We start from the raw sequence: 25,162 nt of genomic DNA on the forward strand, positions 1-25,162 counted from the left end.
CACGTCATCACCGGCCTTGTGCCAGTGATCTCGATGCCATGAAGCGCCGAGCCTCACAGGATCGGGATGGCCGGGACAGCCCGGCCATGAGGGGACGGTTGTTGATGCTCGCCCTCCGTAAAACATATAAAGACATCTTTATATCTTGATTGCCTCTCCGGCGGCTCTCTGGTAGAGACGGCGCCAATTCACCCGGAACTGGTGCAAAAGAGAGGCCACATGGCACAGGATTACATCGTCAAAGACATCGGCTTGGCCGAGTTCGGCCGCAAGGAAATCTCCATCGCCGAGACCGAGATGCCGGGCCTCATGGCCGTCCGCGAGGAATACGGCGCGAAGCAGCCCCTGAAAGGCGCCCGCATCGCCGGCTCGCTTCACATGACCATCCAGACCGCGGTGCTGATCGAGACCCTGAAGGCTCTCGGCGCCGACATCCGCTGGGTGTCCTGCAACATCTACTCGACCCAGGACCACGCCGCCGCGGCGATTGCCGCCGCCGGCATTCCGGTCTTCGCCTACAAGGGCGAGACCCTGAAGGAGTACTGGGACTACACCGCCAAGCTGTTCGACTGGCACGGCGGCGGCATGCCCAACATGATCCTCGACGACGGCGGCGACGCCACCATGCTGGTGCATCTCGGCCTGCGCGCCGAGCAGGGCGACACCGCCTTCCTCGACAAGCCGGGCTCGGAAGAGGAAGAGGTCTTCTTCGCGCTCATCAAGCGCCTGCTCGGCGAGAAGCCGAAGGGCTGGTTCGCCGGCCTCGCCGACTCGATCAAGGGCGTCTCGGAAGAGACCACCACCGGCGTGCATCGCCTCTACATCATGGAGAAGGAGGGCAAGCTCCTCTTCCCGGCGATCAACGTCAACGACTCGGTCACCAAGTCCAAGTTCGACAACCTCTATGGCTGCCGCGAATCCCTCGTCGACGGCATCCGCCGCGGCACGGACGTGATGATGGCCGGCAAGGTCGCCATGGTCGCGGGCTTCGGCGACGTGGGCAAGGGCTCGGCCGCTTCGCTCCGCCAGGCCGGCTGCCGCGTGCTCGTGTCGGAAGTCGACCCGATCTGCGCCCTGCAGGCCGCCATGGAAGGCTATGAGGTCACGACGATGGAAGACGCCGCCCCCCGCGCCGACATCTTCGTCACCGCCACCGGCAACAAGGACGTCATCACCCTCGACCACATGCGGGCGATGAAGGACCGGGCCATCGTCTGCAACATCGGCCACTTCGACAACGAGATCCAGGTCGCGGGCCTCAAGAACTTGAAGTGGAACAACGTGAAGCCGCAGGTCGACGAGATCGAGTTCCCCGACGGGCACCGCATCATCCTGCTCTCCGAAGGCCGCCTCGTGAACCTCGGCAACGCCATGGGCCATCCGTCCTTCGTGATGTCGGCCTCGTTCACCAACCAGACGCTGGCCCAGATCGAGCTCTTCACCAACCAGGGCAAGTACGAGCGCAAGGTCTACACCCTGCCCAAGCACCTGGACGAGAAGGTGGCTTCCCTGCACCTCGAGAAGATCGGCGTGAAGCTCACCAAGCTGCGCCCCGATCAGGCCTCCTATATCGGCGTGTCCGAGAAGGGCCCGTTCAAGCCGGATCACTACCGCTACTAATCGGCCCTCACGCCACTCCCTCCCGAAAGCCCGGCTCCGCCGGGCTTTTTTCTTGGACCGCTTCCTTGCGACGCCCCTATCGAATCGACAAGCTGTCGCACCCGCATGTGTGTGTCCCAATTGCAATATGGTTCGACGAATTGCGCACAGGTTCTCCAAAGGAAGTTTAAGCCGGTATTAACCCCCTTCCTGGCGGAGTCAGGGGTGGTCTAGAGTGAACGCGAATCGACCGGCTGTGCTTTGGCTTCGAACCTGCGCCGGCAGTTCCGTTCATGCGTAGACGGTTGACTCCTGCGGCGTCGGAAGGCGCAGCCGGGGATTGATCCAACTTGGCCTGATTGTCGGGCCGCCAACACGGGAAGGGCAGCACGGCATGGCCGCGCACGGGGAGCGACACGACCGCAGCGGGGACGGGAAAAGCCTTCTCGTCGGCTCGGCCCGTGTGTCCCTGCCCCTGATGCTGCTCGCCGGAACCTCCCATGCGGCCCTGGCCGACGACCTGCTCCTGCCGTTATCCGAGAAAGCCTCGGATCTCCTCGGCTTCCTGCACAGCTTCGACCTGCACAACGCCGTCTATTTCGGCCTCTTCATGGGCCTCGTGGCCTTCTCGACCACAACATCCCTGCTGCTGATGCGCGAGCAGAAGCGCGCCGCCCGCGTGGAGCGCTCCCTGAGGAACGAGCTTGCGGCTTTGCGCGGCGCCGACGATCTCGCGGCCCTCCTCATGGGCTCGGAGCGCCAGCTGCTCGTCAGCTGGCACGGGCGGGATGGCGAAGTCCGCTTCCAGGGCGATCCCTCGATCATCGGCGAGAATGCCCCCGCCCAGCGCGCCCTGGCCTTCGGCACTTGGCTCACCGCGGCCGACGCGGCTGCCGTCGAAAGTGCCCTGGAGCAGCTCAAGGAGCGAGGGCAGGTCTTCCGCCTGACCGCGCGTTGCGTCGGGAACCGCTTCATCGACGTGGAAGGCCGCACCATCGGCGGCCGGGCGATCCTGCGCCTGCGGGATGTTACCGGCGATCGGGCCGAACTTCTCAAGGTGCAAGCCAACCTAGCGACGGCGCGCAGCGATCTGCGCTCCATGACCATGCTCCTCGACGACGTGGCCTATCCGCTCTGGATCCGCGATGCGGACGACAGGCTGCTCTGGGCGAACCAGGCTTACCTGCGCTCGGTCGAGGCCCGCGACCTCGACGACGCCGTCAACCGTTCGCTCGAGCTGCTCAGCGCAACGACCCGGGAGGATGCGCGCCGTCAGCGCCAGGAGGGCTCTACCTACGCGAGCCGCGTCACGGCGGTGGTGGCAGGCCACCGCGCAGTTCTCGACGTGATCGAACGCCCCACGGCCGGCGGCAGCGCCGGCATTGCAGTCGACGTATCGGAACTGGAGGCGGTGCGCACCGACCTGCAGCGCCAGATGGATGCGCATGTGCGCACCCTCGATCAGCTGCCCACGGCGGTTGCGATCTTCGACGGCGCGCAGAATCTCATCTTCAGCAACGCCGCCTATCAGCGCCTCTGGGGCCTCGATGCAGGCTTTCTCGCCTCGCGCCCGACGGACAGCGAGGTGCTCGACCGGCTCCGGGCAGCCCGCAAGCTTCCCGAACAGGCGGATTTCCGCGCCTGGAAGGGCGATTTCCTGCAGGGCTACCGCTCCGTCGAGCAGCAGGAGACCTGGTGGCACCTGCCGGACCGGCGCACGCTCCGCGTGGTCGTCAATCCCAATCCGCAGGGCGGCGTGACCTATCTCTTCGACGACGTGAGCGAGCGCTTCGAGCTGGCTTCGCAGGTCCATTCGCTCACCCGCGTCCAGAGCGAGACCCTCGATACCCTGAAGGAAGGCGTTGCGGTGTTCGGCTCGGACGGGCGCCTCAAGCTGCACAACCGCGCCTTCGCCGAGATGTGGAACCTCGCGCCCGAGATGACGGCCGCGAACCCGCATATCGACACGGTGATCAAGGCCTGCCGTCCCCTGGCTCCGCGCGACGAGCCCTGGATCGACATCCGCGGTGCGGTGGCGGGCCTCGCCGACATGCGCATGGGCCTCTCCTGCCGCATCGAGCGGCAGGACTGCTCGGCGCTCGATTGCACGGCGCAGCCCCTGCCCGACGGCGCAACGCTCCTGAGCTTCACCGACGTGACGGCGAGCGTGAACGTGGAGCGCGCGCTCACCGAGCGCAACGACGCGCTCGAGCGCGCCTCGCGCCTTCGCGACGAGTTCGTGCATCACGTGTCCTACGAGCTGCGCTCGCCGCTCACCAACATCATCGGCTTCACGCAGCTTCTCGGCGACGAGACGGTGGGCGCGCTCAACCCGCGCCAGCGCGATTACGCCGATCACATCATGCGCTCGTCGGCGTCGCTGCTCGCGATCCTCAACGACATCCTCGACCTCGCCTCCATCGACACGGGCTCGCTCGAGCTCAGCCCTGAGATCGTCGACATCCGCTCGACCATCGAGGCCGCCATGCGCGGGCTTGAGGATCGTCTCGCCGAATCCTCGCTGAACCTTATCATCGACGCGCCGGACGACATCGGCACCTTCGTCGCCGACGGCAAGCGCGTGCGCCAGATCCTGTTCAACCTGCTCTCCAACGCGGTGGGATTTTCCTCGCCCGGACAGACGATCCGCGTCTCGGCCCGCAAGCACGGCGGCGAGGTGGTCTTCGAGGTGCAGGATCAGGGCCGCGGCATCCCGCCGGAGATCAAGGCGCGCATCTTCGAGCGGTTCGAGAGCCATACCCTGGGAACGCGTCACCGCGGCGTGGGCTTGGGCCTGTCGATCGTGCGCTCCTTCGTGGAGCTGCATGGCGGGCGCATCGACATCTCGTCCGCGCCGGGCATGGGCACCACGGTCACTTGCATCTTCCCGAATGTCCGGCATGAGACGCCCTCCGATGGCCGAGCGGCGCAATCCGCGTTAACTCCCATCGCAGCCGAGTAGGAACAGCGATGGTGAATGGACCGGCCCTCATGCCCGAGCAGGATCTTTTGCAGGCCGCATGGCTTGTGACGCTTCCCGATCACGAGGCGACGGAGCGTTTTGCGAAGGTGCTCGCGGAAGAGTTCAGGCCCGGCGATCTCGTGACCCTCTCAGGAGGCCTCGGCGCCGGCAAGACGACGCTGGCCCGCGCCCTCGTGCGCACGCTGGCGGGCGACCCGGAGCTCGAGGTCCCCAGCCCGACCTTCACCCTGATGCAGGTCTATGACGGCCAGCAGCCCGCCATCGTCCATGCGGACTTCTATCGCCTGTCCGGCGGCTACGAGCTGGTGGAGCTGGGCTGGGACGAGATGACGGAGAATGCGATTGCCCTCGTCGAGTGGCCGGAGCGCGCCCAGGATGCCCTGAAGCCCGACCACCTCGACATCCGGCTCGATTTCGCCCCCGGCGGCCAGGGCAAGGGCCGCCTCGCCATGCTCACCGGGACGGGCGCCTTCGCCTCCCGGCTCCAGCGCATGAAGGCCTACCGCAACCTCGTGGAGCGCTGCGGGTGGGCCGATGCCAGGCGTCAGCCCATGCAGAGCGACGCCTCCGTGATCCGCTCCTACGAGCGTCTCGTGAAGCCTGACGGCTCGACCGCGCTCCTGATGATCTCGCCGCCGCGCCCGGTCGGGCCCGCCGTGCGGCGCGGCAAGCCCTACACGACCATTGCCAAGCTTGCCGAGACGGTTCATGCCTTCGTCGCCATGGACAAGGGCCTGCGGGCCCTGGGCTTCAGCGCGCCCTACATCTACGGCGAGGACCTGGACACAGGCCTCCTCCTGATCGAGGATCTCGGCTCCGAACCCTTCACGGACGGGGATGGGCCGATCCCGGAGCGCTACGCGGAAGCCACGCGCCTGCTCGCTCGGCTCCACGGCCAGACCCTGCCGCAATCGCTGCCTGTCACTGATGGCATCGACCACGCGATCCCGCCCTACGATCTCGAAGCCCTCCTGATCGAGGTGGAGCTGCTGCTCGACTGGTACGTGCCGCATATCATCGGCACCCAGCTCTCGGGTTCGGTGCGGGCGGAATTCATCAATCTCTGGACCGAGACCCTGGGCGAGGTTCTCTCGGCGCCGACCACCTGGACCGTGCGCGACTTCCATTCGCCCAACCTGATCTGGCTGCCGGGGCGCGAAGGCCTCCAGCGCGTCGGCATGATCGACTTCCAGGATGCGGTGCTGGGCTCGCCCGCCTACGACGTCGCCTCGCTCCTGCAGGATGCGCGCGTGACCGTGCCGCCGGAGCTGGAGCTGAAGCTCATCGGCCTCTATGCCCGCGACCGGAAGGCGGTCGATCCGGCCTTCGACGTCTCGGCCTTCGCCCGCGCCTACGCCATCATGGCGGGCCAGCGCGCCACCAAGATCCTCGGCATCTTCGCCCGTCTCGACCGTCGGGACGGCAAGCCGCACTACCTCAAGCACCTGCCGCGGATCGAAGCCTATCTCATCCGCAACCTCGCCCATCCGGCCCTCGGGAAGCTCAAAGGCTGGTACGAGACCTACCTGCCGCGGCTCATCCCCCATGCGGATGAACCTCCTCCCGAAGCCTGAGCCAGTCCCTTGTCCCAGACCCCTCCGCATGCGCCCCGCAAAGCCATCGTCCTCGCTGCAGGCCTCGGCAAGCGCATGCTGCCGATCACCGCCACGATTCCGAAGCCCCTCGTGAAGGTGGCGGGCCGGAGCCTCATCGACTTCGCCCTCGACAAGCTGCACGAGGCCGGCGTGGAGTTGGTCGTGGTGAACGTGCACCACTTCGCCGACATGCTCGAAGCGCATGTACGCACCCGCGAGGCGCCGCGCATCATCATCTCCGACGAGCGCGCGGAGCTGCTCGAAACCGGCGGTGGCGTAAAGAAGGCGCTGCCGCTCTTGAGCGACGAGCCCTTCATCACCTTCAATTCCGATTCGCTCTGGATCGAAGGTCAAGAGCCCAATCTCAAGCGCCTCGTGGCCGCCTGGGATCCGGAACGGATGGACATCCTGATGCTCGTCGCGCCGTTATCCACAAGCATCGGTTTCGAAGGCCGCGGCGATTTTCACCAGGATTCCGAGGGCCGCCTGCGCCGACGCGGAACCGATGACAGCGCGCCTTTCGCCTACGCGGGCGTGGCCATCGTGAAGCCGGAGCTCGTCCACGGCACGCCGGATGGAGCCTTCTCCGCCAACGCCTTCTACGACCGCGCCATCGCGAAGGACCGCCTCTACGGCTTGTGCATGGAGGGGCGGTGGCTGCATGTTGGAGAGCCGCAGGCCATTGCCGAGGCCGAACGATGCCTCGCCGCCAGCAAGCGATGAGGTTTGGGAGTGCCCACCAGTCCGCGCGTGTTTTCGATCCCTCCGGGTTGCGCCTTCCTGCCGACCCTGGTGGACGCGCTGCTGGAGGGTAGGCTCGTCGGCTCCTTAGGCGATGATCCCGCGGCGCTCTCCGACATCACGATCTATGTCCCCAACCGCCGCGCCACCCGCGCGCTGATCGCTCTTCTCGCCGAGCGCGGCGAAGGCCGGGCGCAGCTCCTGCCGCGCATCGTGCCGCTCGGCGAGACGGACGAGGCCGAGTTCGAGCTCACAGGGCTCGAGGGCACGCCGCTGCAGGAGGCCGCGAGCCTGAAACCGCCGATCCCGCCCCTGGAGCGCCGCCTCATCCTCACGCGTCTCGTGCAGCGCTGGTCGGCTGAAGTGGACCGCGCCCTGCTGCAGCTCGGACCCGAGGTGCCCTTCATGGTGCCGGCCTCGCCCGCCGATGCGGTGAACCTCGCGGGCGATCTCGAGACCCTGATGGATGCCTTCACCACGGAAGGCATCGACTGGCGCGCGCTCGAACTGGCCGTTGACGCGGATTACTCGAAATATTTCGAGATCACTCGCCACTTCGTGCAGATCGCCAGCGAGAACTGGCCGAGCATCCTCGCCGAGCGCCAGGCGAGCGATCCGGCGCAGCGCCGCAACGCCTTGCTGGAAGCGGAGGCCCGGCGCCTCACCCGCGAACGCCCGGAGCAGCCGATCATCGTGGCGGGCTCGACGGGCTCGGTGCCGGCGACCGCGCATCTCATGGGCGTCATCGCGCGTCTGCCCAAGGGCGCCATCGTGCTGCCCGGCCTCGACACGGATCTCGACGAGGAGAGCTGGTCAACCATCGGCGGCCACGGGGACGACGAGAATGATCCGGTGCACAGCCATCCGCAGGCCTCGCTCCGCCGCCTTCTCGACAGGCACCTGCGCATTCCACGCTTCGCCGTCACGGTTCTGGGCGAGCTTCCGGACGCAGGAAGAGCCCGCAATCATCTCCTCTCGGAAGCCTTGCGTCCTGCGGACACCACGGATCGCTGGTCGCTGATCGCGCCCGATGATCGGGTCGCGTTGAGCCGGAGCGGCTGCGAGGGGCTTGCCATCATCGAAGCCATGGACGAGCGCGAGGAGGCCTTCGCCATCGCCATCGCGCTGCGCGAAACGCTCGCTCATCCGTACAAGACGGCGGCGCTCGTCACGCCGGATCGCGCGCTGGCGACGCGGGTGACGGCGGAACTCGCCCGCTGGGGCGTGAGCGTCGAGGATTCCGCCGGCATCCCGCTTTCCGACACGCCGGCCGGGCGCCTCGCGCGTCTGGCAGCCGAAGCGGCGGCCGACGACTTGAGGCCCGTGCGGCTGCTCGCGCTGCTCGCGCATCCGCTCGTGCGCCTCGGCCTGCCGCGCGCCACCGTGGAGCATGCGGCAAGCGTGCTCGAGATCGGCGTGCTGCGCGGGCCTGCGCCTGCGCTCGGCATCGAGGGCCTGCGCGCGGCGTTGGCCAGCCGGCGCGCCGAGAACAATCATCGCACGCCGCGTCCGCGCAAGCGCCTGACGGAGGCCGACTGGGATCTCGCCGACGATCTGCTGAAGCGCCTCGGCATCGCCTTCGACACCTTCACGCCTGCCGTGCACGGCGAGGGCAAGCTCGATCTGATGGCGCTGGTAGAGCATCATCGCCGCGCCGTCGGATGGCTCTGGACCGGCCCCGAGGAGGACCCGGAGGAGCAGGAGGGAGAATCCTCCCGGGAAGCGCTCGCCGCGCTCTTCGACGATCTTGAACACTCGGACATCCGCGCAGAGGAAGGCCACCCGCTCGAAGGCCGCTTCAATGATTACCCCACCTTCTTCACGGCGCTCGCCAAGCAGCGCGCTTTAAGCCCCTCGCCGCGCTCAACCCATCGCCGCCTGAAGATCCTCGGCCTTCTCGAAGCGCGCCTTCTCTCGGTCGACCGCGTGGTGCTCGGCGGATTGGACGAGGGCACCTGGCCGCCGCGCACGGTGACGGATGCGTTCCTCAACCGGCCCATGCGCTCGCGCGTCGGCCTGATGCCGCCGGAGCGCCGCATCGGCCAGACCGCGCACGATTTCGTGCAGGCGCTCGGCACGCACGACGTGGTGATCACCCGCGCCCACAAGCGCGACGGCTCGCCCATGGTGCCCTCGCGCTTCCTGCAGCGCCTGAAGGCGTTCACCGGCAAGGAGGTGTGGGAGACGATGACGAAGGCCGGCGAGTATTACCGCCGCCTCGCGCGCACCCTCGACACGCCGGAGCCCGCACCGCCCTTGGCCCGCCCGAAGCCGAAGCCCGACCCCGCCCTCTTCCCGCGTCGTTTGAGCGTCACGGAGATCGAGACGCTGGTGCGCGACCCCTATTCCATCTTCGCACGCCATATCCTCAGGCTCGATGCTCTCGATGCGATCGCGGTGACGCCGAGTGCTGCGGATCGCGGCACGATCATCCATGACGTGATCGGAACCTTCGCCGAGAAATACCCGAAGGCCATTCCCGCCCATGCGCTGGAAGAGTTGCTGGCGCTCGGCGCCGATGCTTTTGCGAACATCGCCGAGACCTACCCGGAACTCTATGCGGAATGGTGGCCGCGCTTCACGCGGCTCGCCACCGAGTTCGTTGTGTGGGAGCAGGCGCGCCGTCCCTCTCTCGTCGAGGTCTATGCGGAGCGCTCAGGGTCCCTGTCGATCCCGCTGCCGGACGGCTCGATATTCTCCTTGCGCGCCCGCGCCGATCGCATCGAGCAGCGCCGCGACGGCGGCTTCGCCATCATCGATTTCAAGACGGGCCAGCCGCCGGGTGTCAAAGAGGTGTATGCCGGCTTCTCGCCGCAGCTGACGCTGGAGGCGATGATGCTGATGAAGGGCGCCTTCAAGGGCCTGCCAATGGCTAAGGAAACGCCGGACCTCATCTACATCCACACCACCGGCGGACGCACCCCTATCGATCCGCGCGAGATCAAGCCTGGACGAGGAGAGGAGCGCTCGGTAGCCGAGATCGTGGAGGAGCATCGCCGCCGCTTTGAGGGGATGATCGTGCGCTACGCCAAGGGCGAAGCCGCCTATCTCTCGCGGCCCTTCCCGAAATATGCGCGACGCTTCTCCGAATACGATCATCTGGCGCGCGTGAAGGAATGGTCGCTTGCGAGCGCCGGTGGCGGCGAGGGCTTCGAATGAGCACCGATCTCGTCATCCCACAATACACCAAGGACGCGCAGCGCCGCGCCGCGAACCCGCGCGCCTCGGCCTGGGTGTCGGCCAATGCGGGTGCGGGCAAGACCAAGGTGCTCACCGATCGTGTGGTGCGCCTGCTGCTTGCAGGCTCCCTGCCGGGACGCATCCTGTGCCTCACCTTCACCAAGGCCGCCGCCGCCAACATGGCGATCCGCGTCTTCGAGCGCCTCGGCCGCTGGGTGACCCTGGACGAGGAGAGCCTTATCCAGGAACTGACGGAGCTCGAGGGCGAAAAGCCGAGCCGCAAACAGGTGAAGCTCGCGCGCACGCTCTTCGCCCGCGCGGTGGAGACGCCGGGCGGTCTCAAGATCGACACCATCCACGCCTTCTGCGAGCGCCTCCTGCACCTCGTGCCCTTCGAGGCCAACGTGCCGGCGCGCTTTGCCGTGCTCGACGAGAGCCAGACCGACGAGATGCTGGCGCAGGCGACATCCAACGTCATGGCCGATGCGGCGAGCGGCAGTTTTCCGGAACTGGCTGAGGCGCTCGACATCATCAGCGTCGATGCGGTGGGCGATGCGCTTTCGTCCGCCATCAATGCCGCCCTGAAATGCAAGACGTTCCTGCACGATCCCACGGGCTCCGCCCAGCTGCGCAAGGAACTCGGGCTCGGTTCGGATGAGACGCTCGAAGTCATCGAGCGCATGATGCTGGAAGGCGGCTTCAAGCCGGAGGAATGGCCTGCCATCGCGCAGGAGCTGCTCGGCGGAAAATCCACCGACCAGAAGCGCGCCGCATCCCTCATCGCCGCCGCCGAGGCCGCCGAACTCTCCGAGAAGCTGGAGAACTATCTCTCGGTGTTCCTCACCGATGGCGGCACGCCGCGCAAGGGATCGGCCTTCCTCACCAAGGATGTGAGCGAGAGCCTGAAGGATCAGCTGCTGCGCGAGCAGGACCGCGTGTGCTCGCTCATCGACAAACGCAAGGCCGCGCGCGCCGCCGAACGCACGGGCGCGCTGTTCACGCTTGCATCCGAAATTCACACGCGCGTCGAGCAGGCGAAGATGCGCCTCGGCGCCCTCGACTTCCAGGACCTCATCGACAAGACCCTGGCGCTGCTCTCGCGCGGCGACACGGCCTGGGTGCTCTACAAGCTCGATCGCGGCATCGACCATGTGCTGATCGACGAGGCGCAGGACACGAACCCGGAGCAATGGGAGATCCTGCGCAGAATCACCGAGGATTTCACCGCAGGCGCCGGTGCGGCGGGCGGGCGCGTGCGCACGCTCTTTGCGGTGGGCGATCCCAAGCAGTCGATCTACGGCTTCCAGGGCGCTGCCCCACAGGAATTCGAGACGACCCGCCGCAGCTGGTCGCAGAAAGTGCGCGAGGCGGCACTCGCCTTCGAGGACGTGTCGCTCACCATGTCGTTCCGCTCAGGGAAAGCCGTGCTCTCGGCCGTGGACGCCACCTTCGCGGTCGAGCGGCACTTCAAGGGCCTGTCCTTCGAGGACAAGGCCATCGGCACTGTTCACGAGAGCGCGCGGCCCCACGCACCGGGCCTCGTGGAATTGTGGCCTGTCGAAACGCCTGCGGAGGAAGAAGAGCCCGAGGCCTGGGTTCTGCCCGTCGACGAACCCGAACAGCAATCCCCACCCGTGGTGGTGGCGCGGCGCATTGCGCAGGCCGTGAAATGCTGGACCACCAAGGGCGACGAGATGGGCCGCGTCTGGAGCGCCAGCGACATCCTCGTGCTGGTGCGAAAGCGCGGTACAGCCTTCGAGGCCGTGATCCGCGCCCTGAAGGGCGCAGGCGTGCCGGTGGCGGGCGCCGACCGTCTCAATATCGGCGAGCACATCGCCGTGCTCGATCTCGTGGCGGCGGGCCGCGCAGCGCTCCTGCCCGACGACGACCTCACACTGGCAACCGCGCTGAAATCCCCGCTCGTGGGGCTCACCGACGACGACCTCATCCGCATTGCTGTCGACCGCGCGGAAGAGGAGTCCCTTCATGCGGCGCTGGCGCGCCATGCGCAAGCCGGCGATGCGAAGGCGAAGCGCGGATGCGAGGCGTTGAACGCCTGGCGCGAGCTGGCCAAGATCCACGGCCCCTTCGGCTTCTTCGCCACCCTGCTCGGACCACGCGGCGGACGCTCGCTGCTCGTGGCGCGGCTGGGGAGCGAGGCGGGCGATGCCATCGACGCTTTCCTATGCTTCGCGCATCAGTCGGAGATGACGGAGACGCCGTCGCTCACCTATTTCCTCAGCCGGTTCGAATCGGCCGACCACACCATCAAGCGCGACCTCGATTCCGTGAACAACGAGGTGCGCGTGATGACCGTGCACGGGGCGAAGGGCCTGGAGGCGCCCATCGTCGTGCTCATCGACGGCTGCGAGGTGCTGGGCCGCGATCCGGCACTGCTGCAGCTGCAGACGACAACAGGCGACAGGATCCCCGTCTGGGCGCCGGGCAAGAATTCCGATTCGAGCGTGATGGCTGAAGCCCGTGACCTCCTGCACGCCAAGGGGCACGAGGAGCACAACCGGCTGCTCTATGTGGCCATGACCCGCGCCAAGGACCGGCTTGTGATCGCGCCCTACCGGACAACCGGCAACGAGACCAAGCAGGAGGCCTGGTGCGAGATGATCCGCCACGGGCTCGTCGAGAAGGCCGGCGGACTGGAACTCGACGAGGCGCCCTATGGCCCGATCTCGGTCTGGCGCGACGGCTCGCCCTTGGCCCGCACGCTGGCGGCCGAATCGGACGTCCCGCCGCTCGATCCCGTCGCCGTGCCGGGCTGGCTGACGACGGCGGTGGCGGCGGAGCCCGAGCCCCTGCCGCCGATCCGCCCGTCGAGCGCGCTCGGCGCCGCCGACCGCATGACGCGTCCGGGCGACGGTCCCTACGCGCCCGAGGCGCGGTTGCGCGGCACCCTGGTCCATGCCCTGCTGGAGCGCCTGCCCGCGCTCACTCCCGAGCACCGGGCGAGCATGGCGCGCGCATACATCAAGGCCCGCGCCCCGCGTCTGGCGGCAGAGATGCGGGAATCGATCCTGGCCAATGCCCTCGACGTCCTCGATCACCCGGACCTGAAGCCGCTCTTCGGCAAGGGCTCGCGGGCGGAAGCGCCCATCGCAGGCCGCGTGATGACGGCGGAGGGCGCAATCATGGTCTCGGGCCAGATCGACCGTTTGGCAGTGCTCGACGAAGAGGTGCTGGTAGCGGACTTCAAGACGACGGCGCGCCCTCCGAGACCCGGCCAGACGCCGCCACGCTCTTACGTGGCGCAGCTTGCCCTTTACAGGGCGCTGCTCGCCGAGATCTACCCGGGCAGGCGCATCCGCACCTTCCTGGTCTGGACCTCGGGCCCGGCGATCCACGAGCTCATGGAACCCGACCTGGAATCGGCACTTACCCTCATCAAAGCGGCGTGAGGGGAAGCCCCCTTGCTTGATTCCCGTAACGCCCGTTCTTACCTTGGCCCTATAGCCGAGCGGCTCGAAACCTGAGTCGCGTTCAATGTCAAAGGTGATGGTATGGCGACCGTTAAGGTGACCGACTCAAGCTTCGCGCAGGATGTCCTGCAATCCTCCGAGCCCGTCGTGGTCGATTTCTGGGCCGAGTGGTGCGGCCCCTGCCGCATGATCGGTCCCGCTCTCGAAGAGATTTCCGACGAGATGGCCGGCAAGGTGAAGATCGCCAAGCTCAACGTGGACGAGAACCCGCAGGTCTCCTCCCAGCTCGGCATCCGTTCGATCCCGGCGCTGATGGTGTTCAAGGACGGCAAGGTCGTCGCCCAGAAGGTCGGCGCCGCCCCCAAGGGCGAGCTCTCCCGCTGGATCCAAGCTTCGGCTTGATTGGTTTGAGATTTTGAGATGACAGAAGGGGCCGAAAGGCCCCTTTTCTTTTGATAAACGGGCGCGGCGTTGTGAACCCTCTCCCCCCTGCGGGGGAGAGTTGGAGAGGGGGGTGTGAGCGATAGCCTATGAAGGTTTGGCGCCAGCACCCCCCTCCCTAGCCCTCCCCCACAAGGAGGGAGGGGACTTGCGCCACACTCGTCCGACGATCCCGGATCTCCGCTGCGCTTCGTCGGGATGACGAGGCGGGACGGTTATTCCGGCAAGGTCCCGTTCGCCGCCAGCACCTCGCCGGCGAGATACAGCGAGCCGCAGATCAGCACGCGGGGCGGGCGGTCCCAGACGTAGTTGTGGAGCGAGGCGAGCGCGGATTCGACGCTTGCCGCCGTCGAGGTGGTCAGCCCCACGCCTGCCGCGATGGACGCGACCTCCTCGGCCGGGCGGGCTGCGATCTGGCCGGAGATCGGCACCGCGATCACCTCCCGCGCCAGCCCTGAGAAATTCTTGAAGAAGGCCCCGGAATCCTTGGTGCCGAGCATGCCGGCGATCAGCACGAGGGGGGCGTCCGAACGCTCGCTCTGGTCGGCCATGGCAGCGGCGAGAACCCGGCCGCCATCGGGGTTGTGGCCCCCGTCGAGCCAGATCTCGCAGCCCTGCGGCGCGATCTCCGGCAGGCGGCCCCGGTTGAGGCGCTGCAGACGGCCGGGCCATTCGGCGCGGGTCAGCCCCGCCTCGAAGGCCTGGGCCTCGAACTGCTCGAATCCGGCGGCGCGCAGGGCCGCGATCGCCGTGCCGGCATTGGTGAACTGATGGCGGCCGATGAGCTTGGGCCGCGGCAGGTCGAGAAGGCCCTTCTCATCCTGATAGACGAGGCGCCCGCCTTCCTCGTGCACGGAGAAATCCTGCTGGCCGACGAAAAGAGGCGCGGCGCCGATGCGCTCGGCCGCGTCGCGCAGGGCCTGGTCGGCTTCCAGATAATCCTGCGGAGCGATCACGGCCGGGCAGCCCCGCTTGAAGATGCCGGCCTTCTCCCCGGCGATCGCCTTGAGCGTCGTGCCGAGATATTCCGCGTGGTCGTGCCCGATGGGCGTGACGACGGCCGCAGCCGGCCTGTCGATGACGTTGGTGGCGTCGAAACGGCCCCCCAAGCCCACTTCAAGCAGGAGCACGTCGGCAGGCTCCTCGGAAAAGATCAGCAGGGCCGCCGCGGTGGTGATCTCGAACACGGTGATCGGCTCGCCCGCATTCACCGCTTCGCAGCGCCGGAAGGCCTCGACGAGCCTCTCCTCGCTCACATAGCGCCCGCCGCCGAATTTCCCCAGCCGGATGCGCTCGTGGAAGCGCACGAGATGGGGCGAGGTATAGACGTGGACGGCAAGCCCCGCGCTCTCCAGGATCGCCCGCATGAAGGCGATGGTCGAGCCCTTGCCGTTGGTGCCGGCCACATGGATCACCGGCGGTAGGCGGCGCTCAGGGTTGCCGAGTTGCCCCAGGAGCCGCTGGATTCGCCCCAGCGACAGGTCGATGGTCTTGGGGTGCAGGGCGAGAAAGCGCGCAATCAGCGCATCGGAGGACTCATACGCACCGCGAACACCCATGGCCGACTTCCTCGTTCCCTTCAGGACGCTGGAACTAGCACCTGCCGCCTGGGCGGGGAAGAGAGCCAGGGATAATAAGATTGCTTCTCAGGAACCGGGCGCATGGGTGTGACGGCAGCACGGTTCCTCACGCCGCGACAGCACCTGCACACAGTCAGGCTGTCGACAGGATCCAACTTGTGGTGGATAGAAGGTGAACAACGGCCATTGTCCTCAACACGCCGGTAGCAACACCACCTGAGATGTCGCTGAGATCATGCCAACCCGCATAGATCCGAGGTAGGCACACTATAAAAATCGACCAAACATAACAGCTTGTAGATAGAGAGATCTAATCGGCGAAATAGTAATCCTTGATTCAACTTTAGAGTTGCACTGCCTCGTTCATCATCCAAAATGAGTATAGGCAATAATATCTATAAACCTCCAATTTATACCCTTCCTCTCTGCCTATACATCGCTTTCTCCTACAGAATAAGCTGATCAAGGAAGCAGATCAGTCTACTGGTCATAGAAGGGGAGTGAAATGGCAACTGCTCGTCTTGAGTCTGTTCACATTGGTCGCGTGGGTGAGACCAGCATCTATCGCGTAGATCTAAGCCAGAGCGGATTCGGCACCATCGGTGCGATCACGATCCACGATGACAATGTCCTTTCCGGTAGTACCGGCGTCTACTCAGGAATGGACTTGGATTTTGTCAGGCTCCTCAATTCCGCGACGGATGCTGCGACATTAACAGGGCTGCCTGGAGAACCCATTTTCGATTTTAGCGCCAGCGGTATCGTGTTTCAGCCTGGGTTCCAGACGCCTCTCGGGCCAACCGACCCGCCCGAGTGGAACACCAATCTCCAAGGAACGTCTGGCTTCAACATCTACGACCCAGATAAGGCCATGCTTGGCAGTGTGAATGACGGAACCCTGTCCTTGGGTGAAGGTGGGCAGATAACCTTCCTGCTCAAGACGCCTCTCTCAACGAATGGTCGATACTTCTATTTTGGCGAGGCAGGCAATGTAGACTTGGCGAACTATGTCCTAGTTTCGGATACGCCATCCTCTACGCCATCCTCGGAGCCGCGGGATTTCACCCTGATCGGAACCCCCGGCAACGACACCATCAGGGTCGGTGTCGGATTGAACATGCACCTGCAGTTCATCGATACCACTGTGTATGGCCGACGTGGTGACGATAGGATCGTCGGTGCCTTCGGCAATGACAGGCTTTACGGCGAGTCAGGAAAAGACCTGCTTTGGGGCCGCTCAGGGGACGATTGGCTTCGTGGCGGCACCAACAGCGACAGGGTCTACGGCGAAGCCGGCCAAGACACGATCAATGGCGGGGCTGGTATCGACCGACTTTCCGGCGGCGCGGGCGGTGATGTGTTCGTGTTCGACTCAAAGCTTGGAACCTCACGAACGGACCGCAAGGTGAACTTCGACACGATCACGGACTTCAATGTGAGAGGCGACAGCCTATGGCTCGACAATGCGGTCTTCAGGAAGATCGGTAGCGGAACAGCATCCAATCCGGGCGCTCTGAACAAGGAGTTCCTCACCACCGGCAGCAAGTCTAGAGAGCGGGACGATTACCTGATCTACGACAAGAAGACGGGGGTCCTCAGCTATGATGCGGACGGCTCCGGATCCAAAGAGGCGGTGGAGTTCGCCCAGCTCAAGAAGGGCCATTCCCTCACCTACAGGGATGTCTTCGTCATCTGATCATGCCTGTTCAGCGACCGCCTTCAGTGCAGGTGCCTCGGCTGAGGGTCCATCGACTCCCCTCTGTTAGGGCGTTCTCTTCTGCACGAACACAATTCCGGACTTCGGGGAAGCGCGATTGTGGAACCCGTTTTAAAGTGTTCGGATCGCATTCGCACCAGATTATGGAGCGCCGGCGCGACTATGGAGTAAAAGCGTCTCCTATGAGACCGCCCTCCGAGAGGCGCTTTCTTTTTGTCCGGCTTCTTCAAGCCCCGGTACCTCTCTTTCAGCACCGCTCACGAAAAAGCCCCTCACGACTGGGCGTGAAGGGGCTTGAAGTTAGGCGAAGGCTTTAGGGTAGAAGGGTCACGAGGCCTTCGAGAAGACTAACGGTTGAAGACCAAGAATTATTCCATCTGCTGATCCAAATCGAAGAACAAAGCCAGATGCACGCAACGTCCTCAAGGGACAGCACCCGCGCCTCGAAGAACTCCTGCTCGCGGCCAGGGGCTGCAAGCGGTTTGGCTGTCAGACTGGCTTCCAAGAGCAGTGCCTGCGGATCGCGGTTCATGCTGCGCATGCGCTCCGACAACTGCCGCTTGAGGCGATTGAATGCGGTCTCGCCTTGTGCTCGGAGAGAGCAAAGGTTGCATCGGTCTCAAAGGACAGATCCGGCACGAAGCTCCGGTTCGCCTACGTCGCGGCCAGATCGGCCTGCGCCATGGCCAGCGACACCGCACCGGCAGAGCGCATCAGCGGTGACATGCAATAAGATCGCCCTTCCTGAAGCAGCGCAGATGCACGATCTCTTTAGGCAGATAGACGCTGTTGCGGCCAGTCAGGGGATCGGAATAGCGATAACGCAGCCGCCCTGTGGTTAGGCGCTCGACGCCAACACACCATGGACGAGCCCGCGACAGCAAAAAGTTACTCGGCGGCAACCGCAACGGCCGTCGTTCCCGGCGAAGCCGCCGGCGCCTTCATGAAGAGGCGCGACAGGCGGGCGACGGTCGCCTTCAGGTCGTGGCGATGGACGACCGCGTCCACCATGCCGTGCTCCTTCAGGTATTCGGCACGCTGGAAGCCGTCGGGCAGCTTTTCGCGGATGGTCTGCTCGATCACGCGCGGACCGGCAAAGCCGATGAGCGCGCCGGGCTCGGCCAGGTGCACGTCGCCCAGCATCGCATAGGACGCGGTCACGCCGCCGGTGGTCGGGTTGGTGAGCACGACGATGTAGGGCAGCTTCGCGTCGCGCAGGCGGCGGATCGCCACCGTGGTGCGGGGCATCTGCATGAGGGAGAGGATGCCCTCCTGCATGCGCGCGCCGCCAGAGCCGGCGAAGAGCAAGAAGGGGGTCGTCTTGTCGAGGGCCGTCTCGGCGCCCTTGATGAAGGCCTCGCCGGCCGCCATGCCGAGCGAGCCGCCCATGAAGCCGAAATCCTGCACCGCAACGGTCATCGGCAGGTCCTCGACCCGGCCGAAGCCGACCTTGAACGCATCCTGCTGGCCGGTCTTGGCGCGGGCATCCTTCAGGCGGTCGATGTAGCGCTTCTCGTCCCGGAATTTCAGGGGATCGACGGCGACCTCGGGCAGGGCCACGTCGAGCCAGGTGCCGTTGTCGAACACCAGCTGCAGGCGCTGGGTGGCGGAAATGCGCATGTGGTGGTTGGAGCCGGGGATCACCCACTGGTTCGCCTCCACATCCTTGTGGAACACCACCTGCCCGGTCTCCGGGCACTTGATCCAGAGATTGTCCGGCGCCTCGCGCTTGAAGAGCGTCTTGATCTTCGGACGGACGACTTCGGAAATCCAGTTCATTGCCAATCCTTCTCTGTCAGGAGCGCCCTCTCTGTCAGGGCACCCTTGAGCCCTCATCCTGAGGAGGCCGACAGGCCGTCTCGAAGGATGAGGGCGTCTCCTGTGCGCTCTGGATCCTCCTTCGAGACGCCGCTACGCGGCTCCTCAGGATGAGGCAGAGAGTGATGCACCAGGCCCGTCATGCTGAGGAACCTTGCTCTATGTATTAGGCCGCCGCGCGTTTTGCCACCGAGCGTACGCCGTCGCTCAATTCCTTCACCAGCTTCGTCACCGCCTCGACGGTGCCTACCGTTGCGCGATCCTGGTCATCGAGGGTGTTCTTGAGCGCATCGATGAGGGCCGAGCCCACCACGACGCCGTCGGCGCCTTGGGCCACCGCCGCCGCATGCGCCCCGCTCTTGACGCCGAAGCCCACCACGACGGGAAGGGGCGTGTGGCGCTTGATCCGCTCGACCGCCGTGGCAACCTTGCCGAAATCCGGGGTCGCGGCACCGGTGATGCCGGTGATCGACACGTAATAGACGAAGCCCGCCGTATTGCTGAGAACCGCCGGCAGGCGCTTGTCATCCGTGGTCGGGGTCGCGAGACGGATGAAGGCGAGACCCGCCTTCAGCGCCGGCAGGCACAGCTCGTCGTCCTCTTCCGGCGGCAGGTCGACCACGATCAGGCCGTCGACGCCAGCCTCCTTGGCATCGACCAGGAAACGGTCGACGCCGTAGACATAGATCGGGTTGAAATAGCCCATGAGGATCACGGGCGTGTCGGAATCCTCCGCCCGGAAGCGGCGGATCAGGCCGAGGGTCTTGACCGTGTCCTGGCCCACCTTCAGAGCCCGCAGGCCTGCCGCCTGGATCGCCGGACCGTCGGCCATGGGATCGGTGAAGGGCAGCCCGAACTCGACGATGTCGGCTCCGGCCTTCGGCAGGCTCCTGAGGATTTCGAGCGAGGTCTCGGGATCCGGATCGCCCGCCATCACATAGGTGACGAGCGCGGCGCGGCCGTCCGCGCGGCATTTTTCGAAACGGGCTTCGATGCGTTGGGTCATGGGCTGCGTCTTTAGCATGGGAGAGAGGTGAGGTGAAACCTGTTCGGTCTCCGAAGCCGAACCTCCGTCGTCATGCCCGCACTTGTCGCGGGCATCCACGTCTTTGCCGTGGTTGAAGGCGTGGATGGCCGGGACGAGCCCGGCCATGACGGAAAGGTCAAACGATCTGGTTGCCCAGATGCTCGGCGATCTGGAACAGGTCCTTGTCGCCGCGGCCGCTGATGTTGACCACCATCAGGTGATCCTTGGGCTTCTGCGGCGCGAGCTCGATCACCTTGGCAAGCGCATGGGCGGGCTCCAGAGCGGGCAGGATGCCCTCGAGGCGCGAGCAGAGCTGGAAGGCTGCAAGCGCCTCGTCGTCGGTGGCCGAGATGTAATGCACACGGCCCATCTCGTGCAGCCAGGCATGCTCCGGGCCGATGCCGGGATAGTCGAGGCCGGCGGAGATGGAATGGGCGTCGGCGATCTGCCCGTCCTGGTTCATCAGCAGGTAGGTGCGGTTGCCGTGCAGCACGCCCGGGCGTCCGCCGGAGAGCGAGGCGGCATGGAGATTCGACAGGCCGTGGCCCGCCGCCTCGACCCCGTAGATCTCCACGTCCTTGTCGTCGAGGAAGGGGTGGAACAGCCCGATGGCGTTGGAGCCGCCGCCGATGCAGGCGACGAGCGAATCCGGCAGGCGGCCTTCCGCCTGCATCATCTGCTCGCGGGTCTCGGTGCCGATCACGCACTGGAAGTCGCGCACCATGGCCGGATACGGATGCGGGCCCGCCACCGTGCCGATGCAGTAGAAGGTGTCGGCGACGTTGGTGACCCAGTCGCGCAGGGCCTCGTTCATGGCGTCTTTGAGGGTCTTCGTGCCGGATTGCACCGGCACCACCTTGGCGCCCAGCATGTTCATGCGGAACACGTTGGGCTTCTGCCGCTCCACGTCGACGGCGCCCATATAGACGATGCACTCAAGCCCGAAGCGCGCGCAGAGCGTGGCGGTGGCAACCCCGTGCTGGCCGGCGCCGGTCTCGGCGATGATGCGCTTCTTGCCCATGCGGCGGGCGAGAAGAATCTGGCCCAGCACGTTGTTCACCTTGTGCGCGCCGGTATGGTTCAGCTCCTCGCGCTTGAAGTAGATCTTGGCTCCCCCCGATAGGCCGGAGGCCGTCGAAACCTCCCGAAGGTGCTCGGTCATGCGCTCCGCGAAATAGAGCGGGCTCGGACGGCCGATATAGTGGGTCGAGTAGCTCGCCATGTCGGCGTGGAACGACGGATCGTCCCTGGCTTCCTCATAGGCCTTTTCCAGCTCGAGAATGTTCGGCATCAGCGTCTCGGCGACGAAGCGTCCACCGAAAGTGCCGAAATGCCCGCGCTCGTCGGGACCGGTGCGGAAAGAATTGGGTTGGGCTTGAGCTGACACGGGCTGTTCTGCCTTCGGATTTCAATGCACGCCTGGAAGCGAACGTGCCGTCCTGTTCTAGTGATGGGCAGCAGCGAATGCTGTCCGGGCGGCCCTGATGAAGGCCTCGATCCTGGCCGGATCCTTGCGACCCGGTCCGACTTCCACCCCGGACGAGACGTCGACGGCCTGCGTCCTGGTGAGCCGGATCGCCTCCGCCACGTTGTCCGGGTTGAGGCCTCCTGACAGCATGAAGGAAACCTTGCGGTCAAGCCCGTTGAGCAGCCGCCAGTCGAAGGGAATCCCGTTGCCGCCGGGAAGCGCGTCGGCCGTGCGGGGCGGCTTGGCATCGAGCAGGATGCGGTCGGCGTCGGCATAGGAGGTAAGAGCCTGGAGATCGGAAGGCTCTGCCACGCCGAGCGCCTTCATGACCGGCCGCTTGACCATGGAGCGGATCTCGGCGACGCGCTCAGGGCTTTCGCTGCCATGCAGCTGGATCAGGTCAGGGTTGATGGCCTCGACCGCCTGGGCAATGTCCTCGTCGCCCGGATTGAGCAGAAGCACCACGCGTTGCGCTCGGCCCCTCGCCTGCAGGGAGAGCTTGTGGCCGAGATCGAGGCTGACGTGACGGGGGCTCCTGGGGATCCGCACAAAGCCGACCATGTCCGCACCTGCACCCAGGGCGGCATCGAGGGTCTCGGGCGTGGAGAGCCCGCAGATTTTGATCAGATTATCCATAAGGGCTATTTTACTACGTTTTTGCCAGCGAACGCCATACCAGCATCGCCGCAGCCAGATCCTCCAGCGCCGCACCCACCGATTTGAAGGCGGTGATGACGGCAGGCCCGCGATTCGGCGGGGTCCGACACAGGTCGGCCAGGGTGCCGCGAACATGATCCTCGGCGATGGCGCCCCGGTGCAGGGCCACCGCCACGTCCCCGCCCTCGACCTTGGCGGCCGGCGTGTCGACATACACCTGAGCCCGGCGCAGGGCCTCGTCGTCGGCCTCGCGCATCTTGAGATTGAAGGCGCCCACGAGGTCGAGATGCGCGCCGTCCTTGAGCCAGGCTCCCTTGACGATGGGCGCGGTCGAGAGCGTTGCGCAGGAGACGAGATCCGCCCCGCGCACGGCCGCTTCCAGATCGATGACGGCGGTGACCGGCAGGCCCTCGGACCTCAGCTCCGCCGCCAGGCTCTCCGCCCGCTCTGCCCTATGGTTCCAGAGCGCTACCTCGGCGATGGGCCGCTGGCTCATATGAGCACGGATCAGGAAGGGCGCGAGGGAGCCTGCCCCGACCATGACCATGCGGCTTGCATCCTCACGCGCCAGATACCGCGCCGCGAGCGCCGAGGCGGCGGCCGTCCGCCAGACGGTCAGACGCGCGCCGTCGAGGACGGAAACCGGTTCGCCCGTGGCGCCGTCCATCAGCAGATAGGAGCCCATCACGCTGGGAAGGCCCCTGGCGCCGTTCTCCGGGAAGACCGAGACGATCTTCACGCCGAGAAAGCCGTCCTGCATCGCAGGCCCTGTCCAGGACGGCATCAGCAGAAGCGTGCCATGGGCGCCCGGCCGTTCGATCTCGTGGTGATGACGGACCGGCGTGACCATGTCGCCGCGGAAGGCCTCGGCCAGGGCGTCGATCAGAGCCGGAAAGGTGAGGATACGATCGATCTCGGCGGAGGTCACGACGCGCATGGTGGATTGTTCTTAGATACTGCGGGCCTGGGATGGGATGGTGGCCGGCAGGGTCGTGGTGGAGGGGCTCTGCGCCTTCAGGCGCTCGGTCTCGTAGCGCAGCTGGCGCGTCTCGCGCCGCAGCTGCCGGCGGGTCTTGCGGTTTCTCCCTTGAGCGAGCCAGCTCGCCGTGCCGCCGATCAGGATCCCGACCATGATGGCGGCGAAGATCACCGCGAACAGGGGCAGCTGGAACGCGAATTCCGGCGCTGCTTGCGAGAAGGGATCGAGGGACAGGGTCACCGGAGCCCGGTTCGCCACCGCGAGCAGGACGATCAGGATGGCGACCGGCAGGAGAATGAGCGCCTTCAGAAAGCGAATCACGAACACCTCTCGAGAATTATTGGGCGGCCGCCGCCTTCATCGTCTTCGGAGCCGGGGCGTTGAGACGCTGACGCATCTCCTTGCCCGTCTTGAAGACCGGGACGACCTTTTCGGAGATGGAAACGGATTCGCCCGTGCGCGGGTTGCGGCCCGTGCGGGCATCGCGTTTCTTGACCGAAAATGCACCGAAGCCGCGCAGCTCGACCCGGTCTCCCCGGGCGAGCGCATCCCCGATGGTGTCGAGGATCGCATTCACGATCTTCTCGACATCGCGCTGATAAAGATGCGGGTTCTGCTCGGCGATCTTGAGCACCAGTTCGGATTTGATCATGGAAAAGCTATATCTTTGACGTTGCTTTATTTTTCCGAAGGGTGCCAGACAGCCAGGAGGCCGTCAAGCTGCGCAATCTCGGCATGAGCCGATGTCCGGCGCAAGGTTTCGGCCACCCGCTCGAAGCCGAAGAGGTCGGCCACGGTAGCACCCATGGCGAAGATCGACAGATCCCGATCCGAGCTCGGCTTCCAGTCGCGAATCGGCAGGTCCTTGGCCACACCCTTCTCCTGCTCGAGCCAGGCCACCGCGTCGCGCTCGCTGCCGATCCGGTCGATGAGCTTCAGAGGCACGGCCTGACGGCCGCTGAAGACCTGGCCGGTGGAGGCGGTGGAGAGTTCGCCCTCGTTCAGGCGGCGGCGCTCCCGCACCAGGGTCTTGAACCAGTCGAAGGTGTCGTTGACCACCGCCTGCATGGCGGCCCGCGCCTCCGGCGAGGTCGGTGTGAAGGGGTTCGGCTCCGCCTTGAGCGGCGCGGACTTCACCGCCTCCACCTTCACGCCGATCTGGCCCATGAGGCCCGTGAGGTCGGGGTATTGGAACAGCACGCCGATGGAGCCCACGATGGAGGTCTCGCGGGCCACGATGTAGTCGGTGGCGATCGCCGTGATGTACCCTCCGGAGGCCGCCGTTCCATCGACGAAGGTGACGACCGGCTTCTTCTCGGCGAGCCGGCGGATGTTGCGGAAGAGCTCTTCCGAGCCCGTCGTGGTACCACCGGGGCTGTTGATCGAGATCACCACTCCGGACACCGCGCTCGAATCGCCCACCCGCCGCATCAGGTCGGCGAGGCGCTGGTTGCCGGTGATCACGCCGTCGACGGAGATGCGGGCGACCTGGTTCTGGATTGCGCCATAGCCGGCCCGGTCCGCGGCGGCGTAGCCGATGGCGGCAACCGCGGCGATCAGGCCCGAAAATCCGGCCACCCGCCAGAAGGAGAGCTTGCGGCGCAGGCGGCGGCGGTCGGCAATGGCTTCGGCATCGATGGACATCGGCTGGTCCCTTGAATTCGGCTCTTGCTTCGTTTGCATGAAGTGCGAGGGGACGCACCCTATTGCGAAGCCAGATAGGGCGGCAAGGGACAGGGCCAATAAAAAACCCGCGCGAGCGAGCGCGCGGGCTCCCGGGCTGTCTGGCTGATAAGAGTACGGTGGCATGTTTCCTCCCCCTTGCGGGGAGGGAGCGAGGGTGGGGGTCGGACAGTCGGAGCGCTGGGTCTGATCCAGAAATCATCAGAATTGCTACAGAGCATCCCCTCTCCCGGGCGGGAGAGGGGCAGGGGTGAGGGTGTGGC

General features: G+C 65.7%; 17 protein-coding genes. 8 read left to right on the forward strand and 9 right to left on the reverse strand.

What is annotated here, in order from left to right:
* The first annotated feature begins 219 nt into the window (after positions 1–219).
* From ahcY to trxA, 7 genes are all read left to right on the forward strand, one after another.
* Complete coding sequence (ahcY, locus tag ILT44_RS03055) at positions 220–1,620, forward strand: adenosylhomocysteinase (protein WP_204238092.1); 1,401 nt, start codon at positions 220–222, stop codon at positions 1,618–1,620.
* A gap of 373 nt (positions 1,621–1,993) precedes the next feature.
* A complete protein-coding gene (locus ILT44_RS03060) occupies positions 1,994–4,561 on the forward strand; it encodes a PAS domain-containing sensor histidine kinase (protein ID WP_204238093.1) in 2,568 nt (855 codons plus the stop codon).
* Positions 4,562–4,569: 8 nt separating this feature from the next.
* On the forward strand, positions 4,570–6,156 hold the full coding sequence (gene tsaE, locus ILT44_RS03065; RefSeq protein ID WP_204238094.1) for a tRNA (adenosine(37)-N6)-threonylcarbamoyltransferase complex ATPase subunit type 1 TsaE: 1,587 nt from the start codon (positions 4,570–4,572) through the stop codon (positions 6,154–6,156).
* A gap of 9 nt (positions 6,157–6,165) precedes the next feature.
* On the forward strand, positions 6,166–6,900 hold the full coding sequence (locus ILT44_RS03070) for a nucleotidyltransferase family protein (protein WP_204238095.1): 735 nt from the start codon (positions 6,166–6,168) through the stop codon (positions 6,898–6,900).
* A 3-nt stretch (positions 6,901–6,903) separates the two neighbouring features.
* Complete coding sequence (gene addB, locus ILT44_RS03075) at positions 6,904–10,077, forward strand: double-strand break repair protein AddB (RefSeq protein WP_372441123.1); 3,174 nt, start codon at positions 6,904–6,906, stop codon at positions 10,075–10,077.
* Positions 10,074–13,508: a double-strand break repair helicase AddA gene (gene addA, locus ILT44_RS03080; RefSeq protein WP_204238097.1), complete on the forward strand. Its 3,435-nt coding sequence runs from the start codon at positions 10,074–10,076 to the stop codon at positions 13,506–13,508. Before addB ends, addA begins: the two co-directional genes overlap by 4 nt.
* A gap of 102 nt (positions 13,509–13,610) precedes the next feature.
* Entirely contained in the window at positions 13,611–13,931 is a 321-nt protein-coding gene (trxA, locus tag ILT44_RS03085; RefSeq protein WP_204238098.1) for a thioredoxin, read from the forward strand.
* Positions 13,932–14,185: 254 nt separating this feature from the next.
* Here trxA and ILT44_RS03090 read toward each other — a convergent pair whose 3' ends face one another.
* Entirely contained in the window at positions 14,186–15,529 is a 1,344-nt protein-coding gene (locus ILT44_RS03090; RefSeq protein ID WP_204238099.1) for a bifunctional folylpolyglutamate synthase/dihydrofolate synthase, read from the reverse strand.
* Positions 15,530–16,055: 526 nt separating this feature from the next.
* Between ILT44_RS03090 and ILT44_RS03095 the strand changes: the two genes are divergently transcribed.
* Entirely contained in the window at positions 16,056–17,246 is a 1,191-nt protein-coding gene (locus tag ILT44_RS03095; RefSeq protein ID WP_204238100.1) for a calcium-binding protein, read from the forward strand.
* A gap of 909 nt (positions 17,247–18,155) precedes the next feature.
* On the opposite strand, the gene accD is transcribed toward ILT44_RS03095, so the two are convergent.
* The 8 genes from accD to sppA form a co-directional block, all read right to left on the reverse strand.
* A complete protein-coding gene (gene accD / locus ILT44_RS03100; RefSeq protein ID WP_204238101.1) occupies positions 18,156–19,046 on the reverse strand; it encodes an acetyl-CoA carboxylase, carboxyltransferase subunit beta in 891 nt (296 codons plus the stop codon).
* A gap of 205 nt (positions 19,047–19,251) precedes the next feature.
* A complete protein-coding gene (gene trpA / locus ILT44_RS03105; RefSeq protein WP_204238152.1) occupies positions 19,252–20,091 on the reverse strand; it encodes a tryptophan synthase subunit alpha in 840 nt (279 codons plus the stop codon).
* Between the two features lie 157 nt (positions 20,092–20,248).
* Entirely contained in the window at positions 20,249–21,499 is a 1,251-nt protein-coding gene (gene trpB / locus ILT44_RS03110) for a tryptophan synthase subunit beta (protein ID WP_307826294.1), read from the reverse strand.
* Between the two features lie 57 nt (positions 21,500–21,556).
* Positions 21,557–22,216 carry a phosphoribosylanthranilate isomerase gene (locus ILT44_RS03115; protein ID WP_204238102.1) on the reverse strand — a complete coding sequence of 220 codons (660 nt, stop codon included), beginning with the start codon at positions 22,214–22,216 and terminating at the stop codon, positions 21,557–21,559.
* 13 nt (positions 22,217–22,229) lie between these two features.
* Entirely contained in the window at positions 22,230–23,174 is a 945-nt protein-coding gene (lhpI, locus tag ILT44_RS03120; RefSeq protein ID WP_204238103.1) for a bifunctional Delta(1)-pyrroline-2-carboxylate/Delta(1)-piperideine-2-carboxylate reductase, read from the reverse strand.
* 12 nt (positions 23,175–23,186) lie between these two features.
* Complete coding sequence (locus tag ILT44_RS03125; protein ID WP_204238104.1) at positions 23,187–23,537, reverse strand: LapA family protein; 351 nt, start codon at positions 23,535–23,537, stop codon at positions 23,187–23,189.
* 16 nt (positions 23,538–23,553) lie between these two features.
* Positions 23,554–23,868 (reverse strand): integration host factor subunit beta, encoded by a 315-nt coding sequence (gene ihfB, locus ILT44_RS03130; RefSeq protein ID WP_204238105.1) that lies wholly within the window; start codon positions 23,866–23,868, stop codon positions 23,554–23,556.
* Between the two features lie 26 nt (positions 23,869–23,894).
* Positions 23,895–24,860 (reverse strand): signal peptide peptidase SppA, encoded by a 966-nt coding sequence (sppA, locus tag ILT44_RS03135; RefSeq protein ID WP_204238106.1) that lies wholly within the window; start codon positions 24,858–24,860, stop codon positions 23,895–23,897.
* Positions 24,861–25,162: the final 302 nt, after the last annotated feature.

Source organism: Microvirga arvi, from assembly GCF_016892765.1.
Taxonomy (GTDB): domain Bacteria; phylum Pseudomonadota; class Alphaproteobacteria; order Rhizobiales; family Beijerinckiaceae; genus Microvirga; species Microvirga arvi.